The sequence below is a fragment of the Exiguobacterium sp. HSB13 genome, assembly GCF_056764755.1.
Map to the genome: position 1 here is coordinate 876,311 of NZ_JBUZOM010000001.1, position 12,282 is coordinate 888,592.

Here is a 12,282-nt window from a genome sequence, read left to right on the forward strand (position 1 = left end):
CTCTTGCGCGAGCAGGAGGAAGCTTTTTCGTTTAACGCCATGTCTGTAATGTATTCGCGAACTGAATGTTTGTCTCCAGTTCACCCGTGATCTCGCTTGCTGTAAAGTCATTACCAGCGAGCCAGTCGGCAAAGTCGAACGTGACCGGCTCCTGATCACCACCAAGCGCGAACCAGACCTTCAACTCTTCGGGGAAGTAGGCAGACGTATGGATCGTTCCCGCCCACTGCGCATATAAATCAGCGAAGACGCCTTTATCAGTATCGTTGAGTAGTCGAAAAGCGGACTCCGCATCTTGAATCATGTGTTGATGCGTCTTTAACTCCATCATTCGACGTTTCGAGTCATCGAGGTGATAGCGGTTTTCGTGCTGTAGCAAATCAAAGTGATTCGTGCACATGTTTGTCTCGCGCACCTGAACGTCTCGTGCCGTCGCCTCGATGACGAACGAACGCGCGGATTTATCATGGACGACGTACGTGAACGATCCGCGATGCGGAATCTCCTTGACGAGTGAGATTGCATCGTCGACCGACGTGCATATCTCGAGGATGATCCGCCCGATCATGAAACTGACGAACCCGTCTCCCGGACGGCGACGGTTGATGAAGTTATAGCCCATTGCAAGCCCATGTTCATTCATCCCGTCCATCCGACCTGTTACCCGTGATGCCGGACCGATGATTGCTGATCCGCCATCATTCGGTTGAAAGACAGAAAATCGACCATCATATGTCATCGGATGGTAATCATAGTTGCGGACGAGGAAATTATCACCGGTCATGATCGAACAACCACTTTTCGGTCCTTCAACCCGGTAATGCCCGAAATGCAGTAACGTATCTGGCAATGATAGTTCAAGTTCGTCCTGAAGTCCGAGTAACTCGTCCCAAATATGCGGGGCGTAGCGGAGAAACATCTCCTTCGTTTCGACCGGATCGACTTGAAAGCGCGGAACACGGATCTTCCAGTTGTCCTCCCGGTTATGGAGCAACTGGTTTCGTTTGACGTAACGCCCTTGTTCGCGACCGAATTCATAATGACTGCCGCGGAATTGTGTGATCTCATTGGCTACACGTTGCATACAATCATCCTTTCTTCAACTGCTGTATGCTGATTATATCGAACGTTAGGGAGAATGTCGTATGGCAAGTCTTTAATTAAGCACATCTAAAGTATGGGAATATTGAAAAAATAGTCAACTTTTTCATTCTTAAACCGATAACAAAAACGGGAGGGGATGGAATGAAACACATGTCAGTCAGACGGAAGATACAAGCTTTGATCGCAACAGCCGTCGTTGCGATGCTTTTAATTGCGGGAGCAGGACTCTATTTCTTGAATCAGATGTCGAACGCTTCCCGAGCGATGTATCAGGAAAACTTAATACCGATCCAGGAAGTGGCTCAAATCCGAGTTGATACTCGCGCACTCGATTCTTTTTTAGTCGAGATGATGTTGACGAAGGATGAGACGCGAGTCGCTGAGCTGCAAGCTGACATCGATACGCGTCAGGAACAGATTCGCGCATCAGTCACGAAAATCGAAAAAGCAGGACACTTTAATGCGCAAGAGAAGAAGCAGCTCGAAGAATTAAAGGATAATGTCCTCGCCTATGATAATTCGATGACGATCGTCCAGGATGCGGCGACGCGCAACGAAACCGAAGAAGCCTATACGGCATACACGCAAGGTCTGGAACAAGTCCGGGATAACGTCGCGAATTCAGCGAAGTCGTTGATGGCTTCGATGACAAAACAAGCAAAGACGCTAGACGCTCAGAATCAAGCAGAAAAACAAACGGCCTTTTACTTAATGCTCGGCATCTTTTTACTCGCGGTTCTCTTGTTTGCAGGACTTGCAATGTACATTACACGTCTCATCACGCGTCCGATTCGTCAATTGCAGGGATGGATGGATCAATCGGGGAACGGGGACTTGACCGTCCGTGGAACATACGACTCAAAAGACGAGCTTGGACAGTTGACGACGTCCTTCAATGAAATGATTGCGTCACAGCAACAAGTCGTGCTTGAACTAACCGGTACGGCTGACCGTGTCGCTGTTGCGTCGGACGAACTCAGCGTCAACGCGGAATCGACGACGAAAGCAACGGAAATGGTCGCCGTGACGATGGAAGAGATGGCAAGCGGTGCTAGTCAACAATTGCATCAAGTATCGGATGCCTCACGGACGATCGAAGAGTTGACGACCTCGGTCCGTTATGTCGCCGGTAATGCCCAACAAATGACGGAACGCACTGCGGATGCGATGGAAAAAGTCGCTCTCGGTGGTCAAGTCGTCGGAACACTCGGTACCCAAATGGGACGGATTCAAGAAGATGTCTCTCGACTGAGCCACGTCATTGACGGTCTTGGTAACCGATCACAGGAAATCGGACAAATCACGGATTCGATCAAAGGTGTCGCGGCGCAGACGAACTTACTCGCGTTAAACGCAGCAATCGAGGCAGCGCGTGCTGGAGAACAAGGACGCGGATTCGCTGTCGTCGCAGCGGAAGTCAAGACGCTCGCGGAGCAGTCGGCGGTCTCGGCAAAACAGATCGAGTCGTTGATTCGGGTCATCCAACAAGAGACGGAAGCATCGGTCGCCTCGATGGAGAAGGTTTCGACCGAGATGACGAGTGGAATTGCCGTTGTCGATCAAGCCGGTGCCTCATTCTCAGAAATCGAGACAGCCATCACCGACGTGACAGGGCACGTCGAAGAAGTGTCCGGTGCCGTACAGGAAATGGCGGCAGCGAGTGAGCAGATCGCCTCCGTCATGCGAACAATTCAAGCGGTGACGGAAGGAACGGCTGCCGGAACCCAAAACATCTCCGCTTCGACCGAGGAGCAGATGGCATCGATGGAAGAAATTTCGTCTGCGTCCCAGTCGCTTGCGACGATGGCGGATGATTTAAAACAAGTCACAGGCAGGTTTACTGTCTAAGTAATTTAAAACTGCGACCATGAAGGGCAACCGTCATGGTCGTTTTTTTATTTGTGGGAATGACTGGAAAATAAGCAGGGAAGTAAGCGTGTTTCGTCGTATGTACAGGTGAAGTAAGGATGACGAAAGGCAATGGATGGATATTATGAAAGTGATTGAAGAAACTGTTTGACGGCGCGGCGGGACGTCAAATGAATGATTTGTTTATCGGACGTCGCTTTAAGCGTCAAAAGGATACTCGGTCGTTTATCAATCGGGAAACGCCAAATCCACTTCAGAAAATCAAACGATAATTTCTCCGGGCAGTCTACCGCCATATCCGGTCGACCGGTCTTGCGGTAGCGCCACGTCCGTTTGAGTGCCCGGTAAAGACAGAGTGTCCGCGGTAAATCAAGGAAGATGACCGTATCCGCGGCATTGATTCGTAAGTCAAGCGTTCCACCGTAATTACCGTCGATAATCCACGTGTCTCGCGATATGAGTGTTTGTTGAATCTGGCGTTGTTCCTCACGCGAAACCGCCTCCCAGTTCGGACGCCACAATAAGCTGTCGAGGTGATCAACGGGATAGTTGAGTTTTTTGCCCATCTCGCGGGCAAGCATCGATTTACCGGATCCACCGGAACCGATCAAGATGATTTTTCGCATGCAATACCTCCTATTTTTTGTCATAGGAATTGATCATACCACGGTTTTTTAGTCGAGGATAGAACGAAAGGAGTGAATGAGATGGTACCAAATTTCATAATCGAAGGGATGACGATCGTTTTTACACTACTCGTAATCGGCTGTGGCGTGATGTGTCTCCCGAAACGATGGAAGCGGTATGGCTTGATTTTGCTTGGTTTGGTGGCAATCGGGTGCAGTTCCTTTTGGTACATCCGACCGACGCTTGTCAATCAGCAGATTGCTGAGAATACGAAGCGCGCAAAAGTAGAGCTAGCCCGCCAGTTTCCAGGAGAAGCATACACGATGAGATCACAGAAGTTTTCATATGAATCTTCAGCAAATCCGTATATGATTGAAGTCGAATTCGCGAATGAACCGAATATGATTTATATGTTGCAATTCCGTGAAAATGATATCGAGTTAGCGGGTTATGTCATCAAAAATGAAGACATTTCTTATGAACAACAACATCAATTCAGATAAAGACCGGATGTTTTGAGCATCCGGTCTTTTGATTAAGTGGATTTCAATTTTTGCGTTGCGGACATCGTCTTAACGGCGAAGAAGGCAATCAGACCGAATCCGACCTTGTTGATCAAGTCAGCGAAGTTATAGATCAATTCGCGGACGAGCTGCACTTCGATGCCGGGAGCAAACAAGGTGACCGCGTAACCAACTGGATAGATCGCCCATCCGATCAAGATGAACAAGCGCATCTGGAGCAAAGCTTTACGAATCGGGGCAGGTTTATCTTCAGCGGCTTTCGTAACGTTCGTAAACAGCAGATAAATAATATAAAACCATGCGATGCAACCAACGACATATGCCCAAAGACCGAGTTGTGTGAAGCCACCCGCTAGATTGATCGACGACTCTCCGATGTAACCACCGATGATCATGATGATGTCGGCGATGACGAGTTTCGTTAGAAGGGAACGTCCTTTCCCACCTTTTAAACCGAGTAACAGCGGAAACTTGATCAGCAATAGCGGTGTCGTGACGAGCCAATCGATGTAGCGGATTTCAGTCGGAAAGCCATCGATCTCCGACAATAAACCAGATTCCCCGACAGCTTGCTTCATGAAATAATAATGAATCGCGGCGACGAACGTGACGAGTGCAGCGACTGTTGCGGTCGAGCGGTATTCCGGGGCCAGGGAATTTCGTTCGACAAGAAAATATAGCGTACCGGCGGCCATTCCGACGAATCCGACCCAGAACATATACTGGGTCGCAAGAACGAGAAGGTTAACGTCTTCCATGTTGTTTCGACTCCTTTTCGTAAGTGGACACGACCTTTCATACTTCTATTTTATAGAGAACGAAGCAGTCGAACGTCATGTCGGAATTCTCTTGATGTGCCGCATATCAACGGTTTGACAATATTTCGACACACCTAGAGAGGAACAATCGATGACACACTATCAGCCTCGATGTCATAGGGCTTAACAAAATGAACTCTAAATCGATTCAGACATTCCGTCATGACCCGCCTTCGCTGAAGCGAGGGTTTTTTAGTTTATCCGTCGATGGAAGAAGGAAAGTACTAAAGACGAATGATGTTACTTAAAATGACGAAGGAGGATGGATGGATGTTGCATGCCTTATTCTTGAACTGTACCTTAAAAGCATCACGTGAACCATCGAATACGGAGGCGCTGATCCGTGACATGATCGCATATTGGAAAGAGGAGAATGTCACTTCAGAAATTGTCCGCATCGTCGATCACCAAGTCGCGTTCGGCGTCACGGAAGACGAAGGCAACGGAGATGAATGGCCAGTGATTTTCGAAAAGGTGAAACGAGCCGACATCGTTGTCATCGGAACACCGCTCTGGCTGGGTGAAAAAAGTAGTGTTGCGACGCAAGTCATTGAACGATTGTACGGAGGGAGCGGTCTGACGAACGATCTTGGACAAGCCATCTACTATAACAAGGTCGGTGGCGTCATCGTCACGGGGAATGAAGATGGAGCTAAACATGCGTCTGCTTCCATCTTGTACGGTCTGTCGCATATCGGTTTTACGATTCCGCCGAACGTCGATGCTTACTGGGTCGGTGAAGCGGGACCAGGACCGTCGTACATCGAAGCAGGACGGGACAATGACTTTACGAAGCGACACGCACAGTTTTTAGCTGCCAACCTATACCATTTTGCTAAGATGTTAAAGGAGCATCCGATTCCAGCAGAAGGGAATGTGATGGAATGAAAAAACAACGTTTAACAGGATACGGTGTCGCCACGTTGTTCGCCATGAGTTTAATGCTTGCGGGTTGCGGAAACGACGAAACGTCGACGGACAAGGTCGAAGAAGGATCAACGAACTCGAACACGACCGACGACACGATGAAGGACAAGGATACGGTGACGAAAAATGCCGATACGGATTATGGCTTTAACAGTCTGTCGATTGAAGCGGATGTTGAAGGGGATAACGATGCCATCGATATTAGTTATGACCGAGATAATGACGGAACGGAAGCGGAATATCGCTATAAAGGTGAGCAAAAGCAAGGAGACGACGCGATGGCGGAACTCGACGCGAAGTTCAAGAACTTAAAGATTGATGAGAATACATCTGAAAAAGAGGTCATCAGTGAGGTTGAGCGTGTGTTTGCGATTCAAGATGCTTCCCGCTTAGAGGTTGAAATCGAATTCTCAGACGGAAACGAAAAAGAATATAAAAAATAAACAACAGGTCTGCGCCCGTGACGGGTGTAGACCTGTTGTCTTAGTGCAGCGACACATGAGCGAGGACACCGTAATGATCGCTCGGTACAAGGTGATGCGGCAGTCGATGGTTTCCGATCAGCTGAACGTGCTGTAAGGTCACGGGTGAAAGCGAACGCTGACAGAGTAACCAATCATATCGAACGGGACTTGTGACGCCGTCATTTTTCCTTGCGTACGGATTCGTCACGGAATCAAGCGTAGCGGCGGCAATTTGTCCTGTACGAGCGGCAAAACTGTCAGCGAGATCGACCCACTCCTTAAGCGTAGCTTGATGCAGAGTAGAGTTTGGACCATCATTAAAGTCACCACCTAAGAACTCAATCGTCGTGTCATCCGTCTGTGAGGCGATCCATTCGTTGACGAATCGAAGTTGATCGAGTCGAATGTCTGAAGCACGCCAATTGAAATGAATGTTCGTCATGGCAAAACGCACACCGTCAATCGAAAACGGGATCCGAATCGCACAATGGTGGTTGATATTTGCTGTCGCAGCGGCACTCGAATCCGTTCGTTCGAACGGTAATTTCGATAGAATGGCAAGTCCTTCATCCGGTGAATCCATGTAAGGATCCATCATCATATACGGATAACCGGTCGCCTCTGCGAGGTGCTCGGCGATCGAAATGAATGGTTCATCCGGATGAAACGTCGACATGACTTCTTGTAGCAGGAGAATATCCGGTTGGTGTTGCTTGATCTCCGCGCATAACGCCTCGAACCGTTCTTGTCGTTCGTATGGGTGATGCCAGATGTTATAGGTCGCAATCGATAACGAGAGACTCATAGCTGTAAGCCCATCAACACCGTATCGTAAAAGCAACCGTCCGATAGTAACCGGTCATGACGCAGTCGTCCTTCTTCTTGAAATCCATGTCGCTGATAGAGGCGAATGGCGCCGAGATTGGTCTCAACGACTTCGAGCTGTATTTTTTGCAGGGATTGCGCTTTTGCCCAAGCAACAATCCGTTCGATCAGTTGCGTACCGATTCCTTGTCCCCAGTCGGATTGAAGTACACCTAGTCCAAATGATGCCTTGTGCTTGAAACGTTTTAAATGAAACCCACGACACCGAGCGTAGGCGATGAGTCGTCCATCTCGCTCGACGACGAGGATACGATCCGGAACCGAGGCATCGCGTAATTGATCCGCGAAATCGCTCGCCGTCATCACGTCCTCACCAGGCATTCGGTCGAAGAATTCAGTTTCCGCATCGAGTGTTTGGCGGAGTTCAGCGAGGGCTTTAGCGTCACTAAGTCGAGCCGGTCGAATCTGGTACCGTTGTGTATCGAACGAGTGGTGCATCGTCTGCATATGTAATCCTCCGTTCTAGATGGAATATGCTATCATTATGGCAGGAATGGTATCATTTGTAAATTTAAGGAGAGAAGAAATGAAAATTCAAACTGGAACGAAGGAAGATGGGACGTTCATCCGCGAGCAATTGATTGCCTACAATCGGCAACATGTTCCTGTAGCCTTATATGAAAAATCGGAAGAACTTTGTTTTACAGCATATAATGAGAAGGGCGAATGCATCGGAGGAATTACCGCGTCTTACGGTTGGCAACACATTCATGTCCAGTTTCTTTGGGTGAGCGATACAGCACGACAGGCAGGTGTCGGAACCCGCCTGCTGCAAGCAATCGAAGGATATGCAAAGGAAGCAAGGTGTACGAAAATCCTTTTGGATACGTTTGATTTTCAAGCACCAGACTTTTACCGCAAGCATGGTTATGAAGAATATGGACGCCTGACCGATCATCCATCGATTGGACAAACTCAATATTTCTTCGTCAAGCGACTTTAACGCCGGACGTGCAGGATCCAAGCTGACATGTACGTAAGTGTTCCGATCGATAAGACAAGAGCAATCGCATAAAACGGAAACGCTGGATAGAGTTGAAGTAACGGTTGCTCGAATAAAAAGGCAATCATCAGGATGGGGAGGCTGATCATAAAAGCAACGTACGCAGCGCGCGTCGCTTTACCGGTGATTAGTGCCTCACGTTCGTCCGAGTCAGAGAATTCTGCTGTTGCAAACGAACGCGAACGGTCTTCTCGTAAGAAATAACTGACGATCGAAAGGACAATCGCAACCACTAGTACTGGAAGGACGCTCATTAGATTCAATTCCAGCGACAATCCCATACCGGATACAGGGTCGTCTTGAAACAACTGCAGATTAGCATGAATGGCACTAATGAGATAAGCAGCTAAAAAGTAGAGACAACAATTAAGTAAGGATTGAGTGACGACACGTTTCATCGGGATTCCTCCTCTAATTGAAATAGTTCTTCGATCGGACGATCGAATACACGGGCAATCTGCATCGCGAGTAAGAGCGACGGCGTATAGCTCCCTTTTTCAAGTGAGATGACGGTCTGGCGCGTCACACCGATTCTTTCCGCGAATTGCTCTTGCGTCCACTTGTGCTGTTGACGATACAGGCGGACATGGTTCGTCAGTTTCATCTGACGACCTCCTTTCCAGTTGTTTACATTGTAAAGTCCATTTTACAATTTGTAAAGTCAACTTTACTTATTGATCATGAAAAACCACTGAATCGATTCGATTCAGTGGTTTTTCATGATCGGTTGTAACTCATCGTATAAAAGTGATATTACCGTGTAATAATCACAGGATGTGTGGTGTTATTATGACGGCTAAGAGACAGGCGAACGTCGTCACGACTTGGTGATGACGTAAAGATAAGAAGAGCGTGACCAGCCCGATGATCGTCACGCCGGATAAGATCCATCCTACTAAAAACTCCTTGCCGTTCGAAGCAATCGGAATACTCAATAAATAAGCTGTCGCATGTGGAAAGAAGCCGATGGCATCTAAAAGGATACCACCAAAGACACCAATTAGCAGTAAGCCAATCGACAGACGAAACAGTGCTTGACGTTTAATCATATGTATCCTCCTAATCTGTTAGTTTGATGCAGGAAATCCTACTATTGCACTTATTAAAAATGATTCTACAAAAAGCGATGGATTCCTTTCTGTTATCTATCCCTGAACTTTATCAAAAATCCTCGCATCTGCACATCAATCGGAATATTCAGATAATTATCGGGTATTCTTTTGAAAACGCCATCGCCGATTCAGTGGAAAGGAGAAGAGAAGATGATGCCTGAACTGATACCGGATGACCGGGAGCTCGAACGAAGGATTCGGATTGTCCACCTGTTGCGAAAACTGGGCAAAACAGACGAAGCGATTGCCCAATCCTTGTATGTTCCGATCGAATGGGTTCAATCGATTTATGAAGAAGACGACTGGCAGCAAATGCAATCATCCTAAGGCAAGGACGTCTCGTCCTTGTTTTTTCACGTGTTCCGGTATACTAAAACAAGCATCTCAAATAGAGAGGATGAAGTGAAATGAACGTGGCCATCATTGGAGCAGGAATCAGTGGTTTGTATCTTGCGACGCGTTTGCAGGAACTGGGACACGACGTGACAATCTATGAAGCACGTGACCGAATCGGCGGGAGAATCGAGACGGTCGATTTCGAAGTTGATAGTCGAACATATGCGTTTGATCTTGGACCGACTTGGTTTTGGCCGGACAGCGAACCATTGATGGTCGATTTGATCCATCGATTAGACTTACCGACACTCGAACAATATGCGACGGGAGCACTTCGACTCGAACGGGCTGACGGAATCGAGTCGCATCTGGTTGCGAATCAACCGACGGCGCTTCGCCTTCGTGACGGAATCCGCTCCGTTGCTACGGCACTTGCTGCACGACTCACACCGGGAACGATTCGACTCAAGTCTCCCATCAGCCAGATTGATGTCATGAATCGGATTGTTGTCAGTTCAGGAAGGAAGAGTCAACCGTTCGATGAGATCGTTCTCGCACTACCACCACGTCTAGCGACAACGTTATCGTATGTGCCAGCTTTACCTGAAGTAGTTCTGGATGAACTCGAAGCATTACCAACCTGGATGGCGCAGCAAGCGAAATGTCTTGTTCTTTACGAAAGACCGTTTTGGCGTGATTCGGGCTGGTCCGGTCAGGCAATCAGCTGGACTGGTATGGTGCAAGAGATTCATGACGCTTCCCCACAAGACGGACCAGGAGCGTTGTTCGGTTTTTTCCGGACACCGGCACGTGAACGACAGGTATTGACCGAGGCGGAAATCAAGGAAACGGTTCTCGCGCAGCTGGTTCGTTTGTTCGGTGAACAAGCGCGTCAGTCGATTGGTTGGGCTTATAAAGATTGGTCGACGGATAGTTGGACAGCAACACGAGCTGATGCAGCACCGCTCGTGGATTTCCCGGCGTATCACGCCATCAATCTCGGAGTGGAGCATGCAGCGATTTCACTGATTGGGACAGAAACCAATCCAAGTCATGGTGGACACTTAGAAGGTGCCTTACGATCCGTTGAACGCTATCTAGAAAAGCGAGGAGGAGAAAAATGATCGAGACGCTACATTATGATGTGTTCACGACGACGCCTGGAGCAGGTAATCCAGCTGGGGTCGTCTTAGACGCCGATCAATTGACTGAGTCAGAAATGCAACGAATCGCTCGTACGAATGGCTTTACCGAGACGACGTTTGTCCTGACTTCCGAGCAAGCGGATTACCGCATGCGCTACTTTGCACCAGAACAGGAAATGGACTTATGCGGCCATGGTACGATTGCTGCACTGACGGCACTCGATTCAAAGATCAGTGTATCTCCATCATGTCAGATCGAGACAAAGTCAGGCATCTTGCCTGTGATGCGTATAGCGAACGGATTGTTTCGCTTGCAACAAGGACAACCTCGATTACAACGGTTTGACGGTGACGCAAAGCACGTTCTAGCCGCGATTGGTCTCGAATTGAAACATCTCGATGAACGGTGGCCAATTGTATACGGCAGTACTGGGAACTGGACACTGCTCCTACCGATTCATCGACTTGAGGACTTTCACCGGATGATGCCGGATAACCAACGCTTTGCCACTGTTCTGACCGACTTCCCACAAGCCTCGATTCATCTGATTTGTCTCGATACATATGACCGACAAGCGACGATTCACGGACGTCACTTCTCAGCAACGGGAGCAGGTAGTGTCGAAGATCCGGTTACGGGAACAGCGAGTGGTGTGATGGGTGTCTATTACCGAAAATTCATCCAGCCACTTGAAACGGAAACAGCGATCATCGTCGAACAAGGACACGAGATGGGACGACCCGGTCAGGTCGGAATCCGTATTTCTGGCGAAGGTCTTGATCATAACAAATGGAAAGTCGAGATGGATGGGCAAGCCGTTTTTGTCGGAGTAAAGCGCATGGGAGAGGAAGAGGCAGATGTTGAAACATTTCATTTGGGATTTTGACGGCACGTTGTTTGATACGTATCCCGTATTGGTCGATGTGTTCGCGAACTTGCTTGAGAGTGAGGGGCAAACGGTCGAACGTGAGCAAGTAGCAGAGCTAATGGCGATCTCGGCAAAAACGACGTATGAGGCGTTTGGTGTGTCCGAACCATTCATTCTGAACTACAAGCAACAAAAGATGATCATCGAACAAGAACGATCTGAACCGTTTCCCGGAATCCGTGAACTGCTAGAGGCGTTATCGACGAGAGGTGCGACGCACCATATCGTCACCCATCGCGGAACATCAATCCACGCGTTGCTTGCAAAACACAGGGTGACCCATTATTTCCAAGACGTGTTGACGGCACCGGATGGATTCGCTCGCAAGCCGGATCCGGAAGCTGTCGTGTACTTGATCGACCGTCACCAGATGACTCCAGACGAGACGATCATGATCGGCGACCGGGAACTTGACGTCTTAACCGGACATCGTGCCGGTATCAAGACGTGCTTGATAAGCAATCGACCAAGAGAGACAGTTGCGACGTATACCGTACCGTCAATCGATCGATTAAAGGAACTGTTACTGACATAAAAAC

The 12,282-nt window shown here is 48.5% G+C and carries 17 protein-coding genes; 9 read left to right on the forward strand and 8 right to left on the reverse strand.

Going from position 1 to position 12,282, the window contains the following annotated elements; translation table 11 throughout:
• Positions 1-31: 31 nt before the first annotated feature.
• Positions 32-1,084: a C45 family autoproteolytic acyltransferase/hydolase gene (locus tag ACZGCQ_RS04730; RefSeq protein WP_481265643.1), complete on the reverse strand. Its 1,053-nt coding sequence runs from the start codon at positions 1,082-1,084 to the stop codon at positions 32-34.
• 161 nt (positions 1,085-1,245) lie between these two features.
• Between ACZGCQ_RS04730 and ACZGCQ_RS04735 the strand changes: the two genes are divergently transcribed.
• Positions 1,246-2,952, forward strand: coding sequence for a methyl-accepting chemotaxis protein (locus tag ACZGCQ_RS04735; RefSeq protein WP_481265644.1), 1,707 nt, complete (start codon positions 1,246-1,248; stop codon positions 2,950-2,952).
• Between the two features lie 143 nt (positions 2,953-3,095).
• Here ACZGCQ_RS04735 and ACZGCQ_RS04740 read toward each other — a convergent pair whose 3' ends face one another.
• Positions 3,096-3,599, reverse strand: coding sequence for a DNA topology modulation protein (locus ACZGCQ_RS04740; RefSeq protein WP_481265645.1), 504 nt, complete (start codon positions 3,597-3,599; stop codon positions 3,096-3,098).
• 81 nt (positions 3,600-3,680) lie between these two features.
• Between ACZGCQ_RS04740 and ACZGCQ_RS04745 the strand changes: the two genes are divergently transcribed.
• Positions 3,681-4,103 (forward strand): hypothetical protein, encoded by a 423-nt coding sequence (locus tag ACZGCQ_RS04745; RefSeq protein ID WP_481265646.1) that lies wholly within the window; start codon positions 3,681-3,683, stop codon positions 4,101-4,103.
• A gap of 32 nt (positions 4,104-4,135) precedes the next feature.
• Here the strand turns inward: ACZGCQ_RS04745 and ACZGCQ_RS04750 are convergent, their stop codons facing one another.
• Entirely contained in the window at positions 4,136-4,882 is a 747-nt protein-coding gene (locus ACZGCQ_RS04750; protein WP_133208586.1) for a bacteriorhodopsin, read from the reverse strand.
• A gap of 330 nt (positions 4,883-5,212) precedes the next feature.
• Here ACZGCQ_RS04750 and ACZGCQ_RS04755 point away from each other — a divergent pair, with 330 nt between their 5' ends.
• Together ACZGCQ_RS04755 and ACZGCQ_RS04760 are read left to right on the forward strand one after the other, a co-directional pair.
• The gene (locus ACZGCQ_RS04755; RefSeq protein WP_481265647.1) at positions 5,213-5,830 is read left to right on the forward strand and encodes a flavodoxin family protein; all 618 of its coding nucleotides are present in this window, start codon (positions 5,213-5,215) and stop codon (positions 5,828-5,830) included.
• Positions 5,827-6,312 (forward strand): YusW family protein, encoded by a 486-nt coding sequence (locus ACZGCQ_RS04760; protein WP_481265648.1) that lies wholly within the window; start codon positions 5,827-5,829, stop codon positions 6,310-6,312. Before ACZGCQ_RS04755 ends, ACZGCQ_RS04760 begins: the two co-directional genes overlap by 4 nt.
• A gap of 40 nt (positions 6,313-6,352) precedes the next feature.
• Here ACZGCQ_RS04760 and ACZGCQ_RS04765 read toward each other — a convergent pair whose 3' ends face one another.
• Together ACZGCQ_RS04765 and ACZGCQ_RS04770 are read right to left on the reverse strand one after the other, a co-directional pair.
• Positions 6,353-7,138: an endonuclease/exonuclease/phosphatase family protein gene (locus ACZGCQ_RS04765; RefSeq protein WP_481265649.1), complete on the reverse strand. Its 786-nt coding sequence runs from the start codon at positions 7,136-7,138 to the stop codon at positions 6,353-6,355.
• Complete coding sequence (locus ACZGCQ_RS04770; RefSeq protein WP_481265650.1) at positions 7,135-7,665, reverse strand: N-acetyltransferase family protein; 531 nt, start codon at positions 7,663-7,665, stop codon at positions 7,135-7,137. Before ACZGCQ_RS04770 ends, ACZGCQ_RS04765 begins: the two co-directional genes overlap by 4 nt.
• 79 nt (positions 7,666-7,744) lie before the next feature.
• Here ACZGCQ_RS04770 and ACZGCQ_RS04775 point away from each other — a divergent pair, with 79 nt between their 5' ends.
• A complete protein-coding gene (locus ACZGCQ_RS04775) occupies positions 7,745-8,161 on the forward strand; it encodes a GNAT family N-acetyltransferase (RefSeq protein WP_481265651.1) in 417 nt (138 codons plus the stop codon).
• On the opposite strand, the gene ACZGCQ_RS04780 is transcribed toward ACZGCQ_RS04775, so the two are convergent.
• The 3 genes from ACZGCQ_RS04780 to ACZGCQ_RS04790 form a co-directional block, all read right to left on the reverse strand.
• Entirely contained in the window at positions 8,158-8,619 is a 462-nt protein-coding gene (locus ACZGCQ_RS04780; RefSeq protein WP_481265652.1) for a DUF2178 domain-containing protein, read from the reverse strand. The two genes, ACZGCQ_RS04775 and ACZGCQ_RS04780, sit on opposite strands and share 4 nt — an antisense overlap.
• Positions 8,616-8,825, reverse strand: a complete 210-nt coding sequence (locus ACZGCQ_RS04785) for a helix-turn-helix transcriptional regulator (protein WP_214723164.1) — start codon at positions 8,823-8,825, stop codon at positions 8,616-8,618. Before ACZGCQ_RS04785 ends, ACZGCQ_RS04780 begins: the two co-directional genes overlap by 4 nt.
• 163 nt (positions 8,826-8,988) lie before the next feature.
• Positions 8,989-9,270: a hypothetical protein gene (locus ACZGCQ_RS04790; RefSeq protein ID WP_481265653.1), complete on the reverse strand. Its 282-nt coding sequence runs from the start codon at positions 9,268-9,270 to the stop codon at positions 8,989-8,991.
• A gap of 213 nt (positions 9,271-9,483) precedes the next feature.
• On the opposite strand from ACZGCQ_RS04790, the gene ACZGCQ_RS04795 reads away from it, so the two are divergent.
• The 4 genes from ACZGCQ_RS04795 to ACZGCQ_RS04810 all read left to right on the forward strand — a co-directional run bounded on the left by ACZGCQ_RS04795 (position 9,484) and on the right by ACZGCQ_RS04810 (position 12,278).
• A complete protein-coding gene (locus ACZGCQ_RS04795) occupies positions 9,484-9,660 on the forward strand; it encodes a hypothetical protein (RefSeq protein WP_481265654.1) in 177 nt (58 codons plus the stop codon).
• An 80-nt stretch (positions 9,661-9,740) separates the two neighbouring features.
• Positions 9,741-10,793, forward strand: coding sequence for a flavin monoamine oxidase family protein (locus ACZGCQ_RS04800; protein ID WP_481265655.1), 1,053 nt, complete (start codon positions 9,741-9,743; stop codon positions 10,791-10,793).
• Positions 10,790-11,701: a PhzF family phenazine biosynthesis protein gene (locus ACZGCQ_RS04805; RefSeq protein ID WP_481265656.1), complete on the forward strand. Its 912-nt coding sequence runs from the start codon at positions 10,790-10,792 to the stop codon at positions 11,699-11,701. The genes ACZGCQ_RS04800 and ACZGCQ_RS04805 overlap by 4 nt, the downstream gene beginning before the upstream one ends.
• Entirely contained in the window at positions 11,673-12,278 is a 606-nt protein-coding gene (locus ACZGCQ_RS04810; RefSeq protein WP_481265657.1) for an HAD-IA family hydrolase, read from the forward strand. Before ACZGCQ_RS04805 ends, ACZGCQ_RS04810 begins: the two co-directional genes overlap by 29 nt.
• The last annotated feature ends 4 nt before the right edge of the window (positions 12,279-12,282 follow it).